Below are 12,015 nucleotides of genomic sequence, written 5' to 3' on the forward strand. Positions count from 1 at the left end.
CCACCGATGTCATCCCCTACGACGGCAGCCGTCCCCATGGCGAAACAGCAGCCCCGTACCGGGCGGCCCGCCCGGACCTCGCGATCAACCGCCGCACGCGTCCTCGCGGGCCTCCTGCTGGCCGGTGCCCTCGCGTACAGCACCTGGGCGGTCGAGGTGTTCCTGCCGACCGGGCTCTCGCCCCGCACGGCCTACGTCAGTGAACTCGCCGCAGAGGACCAGCCGTACGGGACGTTCTTCCGCACTGTGGACCTCTTCGCGGGCCTCCTCGTCCTCGCGGGAGCGCTGTGGGCGCTGCTGCTGCGGCGGCCGCCGCAGGGGCGGTGGGTCACGGTGGGCTGGGCGGGGCTCGCGCTGTTCGGGGCCGCCACCGCGGCCGACTCGCGGCTGCCGCTGAGCTGCGCGGCGACCGCCGACCCCGGCTGCCTCGCGCGGGAGCGGGCGGGCGAGGTCCCCTGGACGCACTCCGCGCATGCGGTCAGCAGCAGCGTCGCCGTCACCGGGGCGCTGGTCGCCATGGTGCTGCTCACGGTCGCCGCCCGCCGCCACGCCGACCCGTGGCCCGCGCTGGCGCGCACCGGGCCGGTTCTCGTCGTCCTCGAACTGGCCGCCACCGGCTGGACCCTGGCGTCGGTCGCCGCGTTCGACGCCGGTCGCGGGACGTGGGGCCTCGGGATCGGCCAGCGGCTGCAGGTGCTGTTCATCGCGGCGTGGCTCGTGGCGCTCGCGTGGTCGGTGGTGGCTCGCGCAGCCGCGGAGGCACGGCGGGAGTGACGTTCGTACGGGTCGGGGGAGTGCCGCACCACGTCGAGGTGACGGGGAGCGGGCCGGTGTGCGTGCTCGGCGCCGGGCTCGGGCTCGGCTGGTTCGACTGGGACCCGGTGGTGCCGCTGCTGGCCCCGCACCGGACCGTGGTCCGCTTCGACCGGCCGGGCCTCGGACTCAGCGGCCCCGCGCGCGTGGCGCCCGCCGTGCGGGACGAGGCGGAGCGGATCCTGCGGGTCCTGGCGGCGGTGGGGCTCGGCCGGGCACGGGTGACGGTGGTCGGGCACTCGCTCGCCGGGTTCCACGCGGAGGCGTTCGCGCGGCTGTACCCGGAGCGTACGGAGGGGCTCGTCCTCGTCGACTCCAGCGTGGAGGAGCGGCCGCGCACGTTCCTGCCGCGCGGGGCGCGGGTGGCGGCCACGCGCGCGTGCGGGACGTTGTTGTGCGCGGCGGGGCTGCCGCGGGCGACGGGGCCGACCCTGCGACGGCTTGCGGCGCCGACGCCCTGGGCGTGGCTGTACGGGAGCAGCAGGGTGTGGCGGGCGGCGCTCATGGAGTACGCGACGTACGGCGACGCGGCACATGAACTCGCCGCGCTCCGGCGGCGCCTGCCGCTGCCGGAGGGGGTCCCGGTGACGGTGCTCGCCGCGCACGGGGGTGGCTCGCGGCGGTGGCTGGAGCGCCAGCGACGGCTGGCCCGCGGCCTCGGCGGGGCCTTCCGCGTGGCGCAGCCCTCGGGGCACCTCGTGATGCGGGACCGTCCCGCGGACGTGGCGGATGCGGTGCTCGCCACGGTGCGGGGCACCTCGTGACGGCCGCGTACCTCACGTACCTCACGTACCTCGCGAACCCCGCCCCCCCCAACTCACCCGCACCCCTACCCAGCGGCCCCCCGAACCGGCCGCACACTGTCCCTGATGACGATGTGCGTGCCGAGGACGTGGCGTTCCTGGCCCGCGCGCGGGGAGCCGGAGAGTGCGCGGCGCACGGCCGTGCGGCCCATCTCCTCGGCGGGGATGTGGACGGTCGTCAGGCCTGGGGTGATGTCCCCGGCGACCGGGTCGTCGTTGTAGCCGACCACCGACATGTCCTCCGGGACCCGGAGCCCGTACTCCCGCAGCGCGATGATCGCCGCCGCCGCGGCCCGGTCGTCGCCCGCGAAGACCGCCGTGAAGCCGGGCTTCCCGTCCGCCCGGTCGAGCAGCTCGCGCATCGCCTGGTAGCCGTGGTTCTGCCCGAAGCCCGTCCCGTGCACGACGGCCTCGCCGCGCGGCACCCCGTGGTCGTCCAGCGCCCGCAGATAGCCCGCGAGACGGTCCTCGCCGGTCGTGTTGCCCGGCTCGTAGCCGAGCAGGGCGATCCGCCGGTGTCCGGCGCCGAGCAGGTGGCTGGTCACGGCGTGGGCGCCCGCTTCGTTGTCGTACTCGACGACCAGCGCGGGCACGTCGGGCGTCGGCGCGGGGCGCCCGCACAGCACGAGGCGGGACCCGGCCGCCGCGAGCGCCTCGGCGTAGCGCGCCATCCGCTGCCGGTACTCGTCGTCCTGGATGACGCCGCCCACCAGCATCACTGCCTCGGCGGCCTGTTCGCGCATCATCTGGACCAGGGCGAGCTCGCGGGCCGGATCGCTGCCCGTGGACGCGACCAGGGTGAGGCGGCCGCGCTGGGCGGCCTCCATCTCGACGCCCTGTGCGACCTGTGAGTAGAACGCCCCGACCACGTCGAACATCAGCACAGCGATCGTCTTGCGGCCCGCGCCCGCCAACGCGCGCGCGTGCGCGTTGGCGACGTAGTCCAGGTCCTTGACCGCCCGCAGCACCTTGGCGCGCGACGCCGTGGACGTCGGGTAGTTGCCCGCGAGGACCCGCGAGACGGTCGCTACCGAGACGCCCGCGCGCGCGGCCACCTCGCGGATGGTGACCCGCTCACCCACTGTGTCTCCCTCACCCGGCCATCGACCGGCTCTCGTCCGGCGGCCAACCCGCCGGATCCGGGGCGGAGTTGCCCCCACGGCAGTCCGCCCCGGACCCATCATCCCGTGCCCCGCTCCCGGGTCAGTGCGCGGCCTCGTACTCCTTCAGGAACTCCTCCGCGGCCCGCTTGCCGCCCTGCGACTGCCACTTCTGGTGGATGCCGTCCCACTCGGAGAGCCCCTTGCGGCCGGAGACGATCGCCGTGACGCCGTCCTCGATGATCTGCTGCATCGTGGCGCCCTGCCGGTTGAACGTCTCCGACATCAGGCCCCAGTGGTCGTCGGGCACGAGGAGCGGGACGACCTTCTTCTCCCAGGCGTGCAGCCGCTCGGTGAGGTCGGGGAAGCCGGGGAAGTACAGCGGCTGCGGCGCGTCCATGAGGTAGGGGAAGGGCAGATTGGTCTTGGAGTCGATCAGGCCGGTCTCCGTGGCGACCGGGTCGCCGTCCTTGTTGTACTTGAAGTGGGTGCCCTCGACGCCGTAGTGCATCAGCTCGTACTCCTTCGAACCGAACGGCGAGGCAAGCCAGTTGAGCACCCGCAGCATCAGCTCGATGCGCTCCTTGGAGGCCTTCTTGACGACGGTGTAGCCGAAACAGCCGCGGTTCTGCTGGTAGACGGGCGTGACGCCGTCGACCTTGTACGGCTCGGCGACGTCGAGGGTGAACTCGTCCTTGATCCCCTGGGCGTTGGAGATGACGGCGCCCCAGCCGTCGGTCATCGAGCGGACGGTCCCGTTGTAGAACTGGGTCTTCAGATCGACCTGGGAGATCGACGTGGCGTCCGGGTTGTACGAACCCGCCTTGCGTACCTTCGCCATGTACTCCAGGGCCGCCTTGAACGCGTCGGTCCCGTACATGTCGGTGGCCTTGCCGCCCTTGATCTGCCACTGGTTGGGCGCGCCGTGCCACATCGCGTGGTACAGGTACCCGTAGAAGCCCACGGTGGAGGCGCCGAGGGCGGACTTCCTGCCCTGCGAGGCCTCCGCGGCCATCGCCTGGAAGTCGGGCGCGGACATGCCGGGACGGTACCCGGCCGCGTCGAACGCCTCGCGGTTGATGAACATCGCGCCCTGCACCTTGGCCCGCTCGATCGGCAGTCCGTAGATGCGCCCGGCGATGCGTCCCATGCCCTCCCAGGCGTACGTGGGGATGTTGGCGAGGTTGGGGTATTCCTTGACGGCGGCACCGGACAGGTAGTCGCTCAGGTCGGCGCAGCGCGACTTCACGAACTGCGACTCCCTCGGGAGCACGTATCCGCCACCGAAGTTGATCATGTCGGGCAGGTCGTCGCCCGACATGAGCGTGGACATCTTGGCGCGGAAGTCCGCGTCGGGCACGACGGTGAACTCGACCTCGACGCCCAGCGCTTCGTTGACGGCCTGCCAGTACTTGTTCTGCCCGACCGGCTTCGGCGGGGTGCCGTAAGTGATCGTCATGACCTTGATCTTCTGCTTGCCGGTGCCGGGCTTCTCGGCCACCGCCCTTACTAGGTTCTCCGGGTACTTCGTGTACCCGGGCTGCACGCCTTCGGCGGTCGGCGCGAGGTCGGGGGTGGGGCCCTTCGCCGGGCTGTACTTCGGCCAGGGCACGACCTTCTTGCCCGCGTTGGAGACGTTGCCGCCGCCGCTCGAATCGGTCGAGCAGGCGGTGAGGACGGCCGGGGCGGCAAGGGCGGCGCCGCCGACGGCTATGGAGCGGAGCAGGGTGCGGCGCGACATCGAGGAACCGGACACGTGAAGGAGCCCTTCTGGACGACGAGGTGAGGTATCAGCTCTTGATGGCGCCGGTGAGCACGCCCTTGGTGAAGTACTTCTGGAGGAAGGGGTAGACGATCAGGATCGGCACGGTGGCGATCACCAGGACGGCCATCTGGGTCGTCTGCGGGGCGGAGACCATGCCTGCCTCGCTCAGGCCGGTGTCGGCGATCTGCGAGCCGCCGATGACGTACGTACGCAGCACCTGCGACAGCGGCCAGTGGCCGGACTCCATGTAGATGGAGGCATGGAACCAGGCGTTCCAGTAGCTCACGGCGTAGAACAGGGAGACCACGGCGAGCGCCGCCTTGGACAGCGGGAGCACGATCCGCCACAGGATCTGCCAGTCCCCGGCGCCGTCGAGCCTGGCCGCCTCGTACAACTCCTCGGGTATCCCCTGGAAGAAGCCGCGCAGCACGATCAGATTGAAGACGTTGATGAGGACGGGCGCGACGAGCGCGGCATACGTATCCATCATCCCCATGCCCTTGACCAGCAGGAACGCGGGGATCATGCCGGGCGGGAAGAGGAAGGTGAAGAGGATGAGCAGCAGCACGGGCTTGCCGCCGAAGACGCCGGGGCGGGCCAGGGCGTACGCGAGGAAGGTGGTGCACGCGAGGGAGAAGAGCGTGCCCACGACGGTGAGGCCGACGCTCACGCCGAGCGCCTTGGTGACGATGCCGCCTTCGAGGATGGTCCGGTAGGCGCGCAGCGTCGGATCGCTCGGCCACAGGACCCAGCCGCCGTTGTCGACGACCTCGCGGTTGGAGGCGAGCGAGGTCGAGACGATGACGAGGAACGGGATCAGTACGAGCCCGAGGGCGACCGTCACCGCCACCGCCTTGGCGGCCTTCGTCGCGAACCGCGGCTTCTCCATCCAGGCGGGCCTGGTGACGTGACCGGTACTCACTTGTAGACCCCCTGCTCGCCGAGTCGGTGGGCGATCCGGTTGGCGGTGAAGACGAGCGCCGCGCCGACGACGCCCTTGAACAGGCCCGCGGCCGCGGCATAGCCGGTGTCGCCGCCGACGATGCCCTGCCAGAAGACGAAGGTGTCGAGCACCTCGCCGACCTCGGGCCCCACGGACTGCCGCTGCAGCAGCATCTGTTCGAAGCCGACGGAGAGGATGTCGCCGAGCCGCATGATCAGCAGCAGGATGACGATGGGCCGGATGCTGGGCAGCGTGACGTGCCAGAAGCGCCGCCAGGGCCCGGCCCCGTCGATCGCCGAGGCCTCGTACAGCTGCTCGTCGACCTGCATCAGCGCGGCGAGGAAGATGATCGTCCCCCACCCGGCGTCCTTCCAGATCACCTCGATGACGACGAGCGGCTTGTACGCGTCCGGGTTGCCGATGATGTCGACGGTGTGCAGCCCGGAGTCGCTCAGGAAGGTGTTCAACAGGCCCGTGTCACTGAGCACTTGCTGGAAGAGCGCCACGACGACGACCCACGAAAGGAAGTGCGGCAGATAGATCACGGACTGTGTGAACCTGCGCAGCAGGTCCGAGGTCAGGCTGTGCAGGAGCAGGGCGAGGGCGAGCGGTGCGGGGAAGAAGAAGACGAGCTGCAGCACGGCGATGAACAGGGTGTTCCACGTCGCGTGCCAGAAGTCCGGATCACCGAACATCCGCGAGAAGTTCTCCGTGCCCACCCAGGGGCTGGCCCACAGGCCGTCGAACGGGACGTACTCCTTGAAGGCCACCGCGTTGGCGACGAAGGCGCCGTAGTGGAAGACCAGGAAGTACACGAGCCCCGGCACCATGAGCAGCACCAGGACACGCGTGCGCTGAAACCGTTTCCACAGTTCACCACGCCCTGATTTTCCGCTACTTGTCCCGCTTTTGCGGCTGCCGGGCGGCTTCACCGCCTCGGTTTCCGCCCGTTCCTTCGTCACCGTCGGCACGGCAACCCCTCCGTCGTCGGAATAAGGTGCCCGGAATCTAAAGCGGTTACTTCGCCCGGTCAACCCCCCTCGCCCCGCGCTCTCTTGACCACGCTCCCGGATTGGTCCTAGCCTCCAGGCGCTGGTTGGTAACCGGTTACTACGAGGGACGGTCACGCGTGGCAGATCAGGCAGAGCGAGCGGATCGGCGAGAGCGGAGCGGTGGCGGCCCGCCGGTCGCGGCCCTGGCCATGGGCGTCGAGGTCGCGAACCGCGTGTTCGCACCGGACCTGCGCGAACGGCTCGCCCGCAGCGTGGAGTTGGCGCCGCTGCTGCTGTCGGGACCGCTCACGACACCCGAGGCGCGAGCGGTCCTGGCCGACACGGAAATCCTGGTCACGGGCTGGGAGTGCCCGCCCCTGACCCCGGAGATCCTGGCCTGCGCGCCCCGGCTGCGCGCCGTCGTCCACGCGGCGGGCTCCGTCAAGCCGATGGTCACCGACGCGGTCTGGGACCGGGGCGTCGTCGTCTCCTCGGCGGCGGACGCCAACGCGGACCCGGTGGTGGCCTTCACCCTGGCGGCGATCACGTTCGCGGCGAAGGGGGCGCTGTCGACCGCGGCCGGATACGCGGCCGGGTGGCCCCCCTTCACCGGGCGCACCGGAGCGGACGCGCGCACGGTCGGCGTCGTCGGCGCGTCACGGATCGGACGGCGGGTGATCGCGGCGCTGCGGGCCTCGGACGCGGGCTGCCGGATCCTCCTCACAGACCCCTACGTGGCCCCCGCGGAGGCGGCCGCGCTGGGCGTGGAACTCGTGGAACTGCCGGAGCTGTGCGAGCACAGCAGCATCGTCACGATTCACGCGCCACAACTACCGGAAACACGCGGCCTCTTGAGTGCCGACATGCTGAAATTGATTCCTGACGGCGGGGTCGTCATCAACACGGCCCGCGGGTCGCTGGTCGACACGGACGCGCTGGCGCGGGAGTGCGGGGAGGGACGCCTGGACGCGTTCCTCGACGTCACGGATCCCGAGCCGCTGCCGCCGGACCACGTGCTGCTCCGGCTGCGCAATGTGCTGGTGACCCCACACATCGCAGGGGCGCAGGGGAGCGAGGTGCGCAGGCTCGGGGAGTATGCGGTCGGGGAGGTCGAGCGCTACGTCTCCGGGGCGCCGCTCCGGGGGCACCTCCTGCGCGAGGACCTGCCCCGTCTGGCCTGAGCGTCACGCAGCGGAACTGCCGGGCGGATTATTCACCAGTCGGAAGGAGGATGTCCGAGGTACGGAGAATCACGGTCGGTAGTCATATGCCCTCGGTAACGTAGGAGCCACCTGCCTTCGAGTAGATGGGTGGTGCGGACCCGCGCCAGTGGGTTCCCTTCGATGGCTTCGTTGCCCGAGCAGACGAGCTCCTGCGGTGTAGGTACCGCCGCGCAGCACGGTGCCCCGTATCCGGCGCTGGGAGTGGACGCGGCAGGCACCGTGCTGTTCCACAACGAGCAGGCTGCCGTGCTGCTGGCGCAGATCGGTGTCGGCGTCCCGCTGGGCGATGTCGCGCCCGCATGGCTGGTCGAGGCGCATCTGCGGCGTGTCGGCGCCGCGGGGGAGGAGTCACCCGCCTGGGCGGACGGCCGGATCGGCGGGCAGCCGGTGAAGGCGCTCGCCGGGCCGGGCGCGGACGGCACGATGATCTGGTGGCTGGTCGCCGACGGCGCCCCGGTCGGTGCCGCAAAGGAGTTGGCGCGCGAGCGATCGAGAGCGGGTCTGCTGCAGGAGTTCTCCTCGGAGCTGCTCGCCTCGCTGAACGTCGAGCGCTGCATGGAAGTCGTCGGGCGGCAGGCGGCCCGGCATCTGGCGGACGCGGCCGTCGTCGTCGGGACCGGCGACCGAAGCGGCTTCCCCGTGACGCGCTGCATCACCGACGGTCCTGTGGTGCAGGGGCGGATCGCCCTGGACCCGGAGCAACTGCCGGGCCTGGCCGAGGCGTTGCAGGGGCTCCCCGCGGTGTCCTCCCGCTGGATCGACCCCCAGGAGATGCCGCCATGGGTCATGCCCGAGGAATTCTCGGGCGACGCCACCACCATCGGTTCGGTCGTGGTGGTGCCGCTGCCGGGGCACGGCGCGCCTGCCGGGTGCCTCGTGCTGCTGCGCCACCGCCGCAAGGCGACGTTCACTCCCGCCGAGGAGTCCTTCGCCCGGCTCTTCGCCGCGCGTGCGGGCGCCGCCCTCTCCGTGGCCCGCAGCCACGCCTGCCAGGCGTACGGCACCGAAGTACTGATGCGTGGCCTGCTGCCGCCGGTCCTCGGCCGGGTGCACGGCATCTGCTTCTCCGGCCGCTACCGGGCCTCGGCGCCGGGCGAGCGCATCGGCGGCGACTTCTACGACCTGCACCCCGCAGGCACCCCCGGGGCCGAGACCGTCGTGGTGCTGGGCGACGTGTGCGGCAAGGGCCTTGAGGCCGCCGTCACGGCGGGCCGGATCCGCAACGCACTGCAGGCGCTGGTCCCGTTCGCCGCCGACCACACCCGCCTGCTGACCCTCCTCAACCGGGCACAACTGGCCTCGGACCAGACCCCCTTCGTGACGCTGGTCCTGGTCACCGCCGTACGCCAGGGCGCACGGGTGAGGCTGCGCCTCTCCAGCGCGGGCCATCCCGCCCCGCTCATCGTGCGCGCCGACGGCCGGGTGGAGGAGGCAGCCACCGGCGGCACGCTGATCGGCGCGTTCGCCGACGTCGAGTTCAGGACCGCCGAGGTCGTCCTGGAACCGGGCGAGACCTGCCTGCTGTACTCCGACGGGATCACCGAAGCGCGCGGGGGACCGCTGGGTGACGTGATGTTCGGCGAGGACAGGCTGCGCTCCGTGCTGGCCCAGTGCGCCGGGATGCCCGCGGAAGCAGTCACCGAACGCGTGCAGATGATCAGCGCCCAGTGGGTGGGGCAGGGCCTGCACGACGACATGGCCGTGCTGGCGATCGGCGCGCCCCGCGACAGCCGTCCGACAACGATGGCGGAGCCCACACAGATGTCCGAACCGACAGAGACGACACAGACGACACAGACGACCGAGCCGGTCGGAGGAAGGCGAAACGAGTGAACGGTGGCAAAGAGGCTCCCTTCTCGGGCGAGCCGGGCAAGTCGCACGAGCCGAACCAGTCGTACCAGCCATACGAGTCGCACGAACCGCACGAGCCGCGTGAGCAGTTGTGGCAGGCGCTCTGCGAGGGCGACGAGACCCGCGCGGTCGCCGTGGTGCGCCGCGCACTCGCCGCGGCGGGGGCGGAGCAAGGGATTTCCGGCCGGGCCTGCGGCGGGGCGTCCGCCGAGGCTTCGGCCCATGGACGTACGCGGGCCGCGGGCGAACGGGTCCTGCTCGACCTGATCGCACCGTCCCAGGAGCGGCTGGGCACCGCCTGGGCGGCCAACGACATCACGGTGGCGCAGGAGCACGCCGCCACGGTGATCAGCGAGCGGTGCGTCGCGGCCGTCGCCGACAGCACCGCGCCCGCTCTCGCCGCTCCGTTCCGGGGGCGGGTCCTGGTGTCGTGCGTCGGCGGCGAGTGGCATTCCCTGCCGGCGCGGCTGGTCAGCGAAGTGCTGCGGTTGCGGGGCTGGCGGGTCGACCATCTCGGGGCGCAGGTCCCCACCGAGCACGTGGTCGCGCACGTGCGCCGCACGCGTGCGCAGGCGGTGCTGCTCTCCTCGTCCATCCCGACGCTGCTGCCCGGCGCCCACAATGCGATCAGCTCCTGCCAGGGCGCCGGTGTCCGGGTGATCGCCGGAGGCGCCGCCTTCGGTCCGCAGGGCCGCTACGCCCGGCTGATGCGGGCCGAATGGGCCGAGGACGCGCGCGGCGCGGCCGTCCTCCTCGCCCGGGATCCGGCACCGCCGGTCCGGGCGGCCCGCCCGCCGGACCTGGACCTGCCCCACCTGGCCGACCAGGAATACACCATGGTCTGCCGCACCAGACTGCAGTTGGTCAAGCAGGCCCTCGCCGACGTCGAGGAGGGCTTCCCCGAAATGCGCGGGTACAGCGAGTACCAGCGGGAGCGCACCGTCGAGGACATCGACCACATCGTCGGCTATCTGGCCACGGCCCTGTACGTGGACGACCCCGGCCTGTTCACGAGGTTCATCGTGTGGACCGCGGGCATCCTGGCGGCCCGTGACGTACCGCCGCGGTGCCTGCTCCCCGCCCTGGACTCGCTGCTGAACCGGCTCAAGGACTTCCCCCGCGGGGTGGCCGTCCTGACCGCAGCCCGCCGCCTCCTCGAACCTCCACGGCCCGCCTGATCACCTCGTGGCCCGGCGGGCCCCGGCGAGCGGGCCCCGGCGCGGACCTACGGCTTCGCGCCCCGCGCCTTCAGCATCGTCGACATCAGCGCGATCTCCGACTCCTGCGACTCCACCATGCCCCGCGCAAGCCGCCGTTCGGCGGACACCTCGCACCGCTCCACGCAGCCCTGCGCCATGTGCACCCCGCCCCGGTGGTGCCGCGTCATCAGCTGCAGGTACAGCACCTCCGCCTGCTTGCCGCTGAGCTTCCCCAGCTTCTTCAGCTCCGCCCCCGTGGCCATCCCCGGCATCAGCGCGCCGTCCTCGCCCGGCGGCATGTCACCCATGCCCATCCAGTCCATGGGCGCCCCGTCCGGCACCTTCGGGAGCTCCCACAGGTCCAGCCAGCCGAGCAGCATCCCGCGCTGGTTGGCCTGGGTCTGGGCGATGTCGTACGCGAGGCGCCGTACGTCCTCGTCCTTGGTCCTGTCCCGCACGATGTACGACATCTCCACCGCCTGCTGGTGGTGGACGGCCATGTCGCGGGCGAACCCCGCGTCGGCCGACGAACTCGCGGGCGAGCCGCCCGAGTCGGAGTCCGTGGCGGCCACCGCCGCCGTGATGCCGCCCCCGGCGACGACCGCCGCCACGGCACAGCCGACGATCCAGTTGGTACGCCGCCTCATGCTGATCCCCACTCCACTCACTGCGCCAGCCCATTGGTGCAGGCGGCCCCGGGCTCCGGAGTCTGCTTGCCCTGGACGTACTTGGAGAAGAACTCCTTGACCTTCGGGTCGTCCGCGCCCGTGACCGTCCGCTGGTGTGCCCACGCGGTCAGCATCACGGGGTCCTTCTGATCCTTCACCGGGCTCATCAACGAGTACGGCGTGGCCTTGACCTTGGCTTCCAGCTTCTTCAGGTCGGCGGGCTTCGCCTTGTCGTTGTACGTGACCCAGACGGCGCCGTGCTCAAGGGAGTGCACGGCGTTCATCTCCGGCAGCTCCTTCTTGTAGACGTCGCCGTTGCAGTTCATCCACACCTGATTGTGGTCCCCGCCGACGGGCGGCGTCATGGGGTAGTTCACGGTCTTCGTGACGTGCGTACGGCCGAGTTTGCCCCAGACCTTCTCGCCGTCCGCCGAGACCTTGTACTTCGGCCAGCCCTTTCCGTCGCTCTTCGCGTCGGAGTCGTCGGAGGCCTTGTCGAAGAGGAAGAAGCCGCCCACGCCGAGCGCCGCGACGACGACCGCGCTGACCGTGATCGTCAGGGCCCGGCCCCGGCGGTCACGTGCGCGCTCGGCCCGGCGCATCTCCTCTATCCGGGCCTTGCGGGAAGCGTTGCTCGTGTTCTTGGCGGAACCCATGG

11 protein-coding genes are annotated in these 12,015 nt (G+C 71.2%); 5 read left to right on the forward strand and 6 right to left on the reverse strand.

The window, feature by feature from the left end; translation table 11 throughout:
• Window positions 1-6: 6 nt before the first annotated feature.
• Both ABZV77_RS36115 and ABZV77_RS36120 read left to right on the forward strand, forming a co-directional pair.
• Window positions 7-774 (forward strand): DUF998 domain-containing protein, encoded by a 768-nt coding sequence (locus ABZV77_RS36115; protein WP_356266482.1) that lies wholly within the window; start codon window positions 7-9, stop codon window positions 772-774.
• Entirely contained in the window at window positions 771-1,577 is an 807-nt protein-coding gene (locus tag ABZV77_RS36120; protein WP_356266483.1) for an alpha/beta hydrolase, read from the forward strand. The genes ABZV77_RS36115 and ABZV77_RS36120 overlap by 4 nt, the downstream gene beginning before the upstream one ends.
• A 65-nt stretch (window positions 1,578-1,642) precedes the next feature.
• On the opposite strand, the gene ABZV77_RS36125 is transcribed toward ABZV77_RS36120, so the two are convergent.
• The 4 genes from ABZV77_RS36125 to ABZV77_RS36140 form a co-directional block, all read right to left on the reverse strand.
• The gene (locus ABZV77_RS36125) at window positions 1,643-2,698 is read right to left on the reverse strand and encodes a LacI family DNA-binding transcriptional regulator (protein WP_356266485.1); all 1,056 of its coding nucleotides are present in this window, start codon (window positions 2,696-2,698) and stop codon (window positions 1,643-1,645) included.
• A gap of 121 nt (window positions 2,699-2,819) precedes the next feature.
• Window positions 2,820-4,457, reverse strand: coding sequence for an extracellular solute-binding protein (locus ABZV77_RS36130; RefSeq protein ID WP_356266486.1), 1,638 nt, complete (start codon window positions 4,455-4,457; stop codon window positions 2,820-2,822).
• A gap of 49 nt (window positions 4,458-4,506) precedes the next feature.
• Window positions 4,507-5,370, reverse strand: a complete 864-nt coding sequence (locus tag ABZV77_RS36135; RefSeq protein WP_356266626.1) for a carbohydrate ABC transporter permease — start codon at window positions 5,368-5,370, stop codon at window positions 4,507-4,509.
• Between the two features lie 29 nt (window positions 5,371-5,399).
• Entirely contained in the window at window positions 5,400-6,254 is an 855-nt protein-coding gene (locus tag ABZV77_RS36140) for an ABC transporter permease subunit (RefSeq protein ID WP_150167088.1), read from the reverse strand.
• Between the two features lie 371 nt (window positions 6,255-6,625).
• Here ABZV77_RS36140 and ABZV77_RS36145 point away from each other — a divergent pair, with 371 nt between their 5' ends.
• The 3 genes from ABZV77_RS36145 (at window position 6,626) to ABZV77_RS36155 (ending at window position 10,668) form a co-directional block, all read left to right on the forward strand.
• Complete coding sequence (locus ABZV77_RS36145; RefSeq protein WP_356266628.1) at window positions 6,626-7,597, forward strand: hydroxyacid dehydrogenase; 972 nt, start codon at window positions 6,626-6,628, stop codon at window positions 7,595-7,597.
• A gap of 162 nt (window positions 7,598-7,759) precedes the next feature.
• The gene (locus ABZV77_RS36150; protein WP_356266488.1) at window positions 7,760-9,472 is read left to right on the forward strand and encodes a SpoIIE family protein phosphatase; all 1,713 of its coding nucleotides are present in this window, start codon (window positions 7,760-7,762) and stop codon (window positions 9,470-9,472) included.
• Between the two features lie 107 nt (window positions 9,473-9,579).
• Window positions 9,580-10,668: a cobalamin B12-binding domain-containing protein gene (locus ABZV77_RS36155; RefSeq protein ID WP_356266629.1), complete on the forward strand. Its 1,089-nt coding sequence runs from the start codon at window positions 9,580-9,582 to the stop codon at window positions 10,666-10,668.
• A 47-nt stretch (window positions 10,669-10,715) separates the two neighbouring features.
• Here ABZV77_RS36155 and ABZV77_RS36160 read toward each other — a convergent pair whose 3' ends face one another.
• Both ABZV77_RS36160 and ABZV77_RS36165 read right to left on the reverse strand, forming a co-directional pair.
• Window positions 10,716-11,336, reverse strand: a complete 621-nt coding sequence (locus ABZV77_RS36160; protein WP_356266490.1) for a DUF305 domain-containing protein — start codon at window positions 11,334-11,336, stop codon at window positions 10,716-10,718.
• Between the two features lie 17 nt (window positions 11,337-11,353).
• Entirely contained in the window at window positions 11,354-12,013 is a 660-nt protein-coding gene (locus tag ABZV77_RS36165) for a DUF3105 domain-containing protein (protein WP_356266492.1), read from the reverse strand.
• Between the last annotated feature and the right edge of the window lie 2 nt (window positions 12,014-12,015).

It is taken from the genome of Streptomyces sp. NPDC004732, from assembly GCF_040609235.1.
Lineage (GTDB): Bacteria > Actinomycetota > Actinomycetes > Streptomycetales > Streptomycetaceae > Streptomyces.

What these genes read in the sequence shown, in the direction of transcription:
- ABZV77_RS36115 (WP_356266482.1), top strand. Translation starts at nt 7, where the DNA reads ATGTCATCCCCTACGACGGCAGCCGTCCCCATGGCGAAACAGCAGCCC.
- ABZV77_RS36130 (WP_356266486.1), bottom strand. Translation starts at nt 4,457, where the DNA reads ATGTCGCGCCGCACCCTGCTCCGCTCCATAGCCGTCGGCGGCGCCGCC.
- ABZV77_RS36135 (WP_356266626.1), bottom strand. Translation starts at nt 5,370, where the DNA reads ATGGAGAAGCCGCGGTTCGCGACGAAGGCCGCCAAGGCGGTGGCGGTG.
- ABZV77_RS36140 (WP_150167088.1), bottom strand. Translation starts at nt 6,254, where the DNA reads ATGGTGCCGGGGCTCGTGTACTTCCTGGTCTTCCACTACGGCGCCTTC.
- ABZV77_RS36145 (WP_356266628.1), top strand. Translation starts at nt 6,626, where the DNA reads ATGGGCGTCGAGGTCGCGAACCGCGTGTTCGCACCGGACCTGCGCGAA.
- ABZV77_RS36150 (WP_356266488.1), top strand. Translation starts at nt 7,760, where the DNA reads ATGGCTTCGTTGCCCGAGCAGACGAGCTCCTGCGGTGTAGGTACCGCC.
- ABZV77_RS36160 (WP_356266490.1), bottom strand. Translation starts at nt 11,336, where the DNA reads ATGAGGCGGCGTACCAACTGGATCGTCGGCTGTGCCGTGGCGGCGGTC.
- ABZV77_RS36165 (WP_356266492.1), bottom strand. Translation starts at nt 12,013, where the DNA reads ATGGGTTCCGCCAAGAACACGAGCAACGCTTCCCGCAAGGCCCGGATA.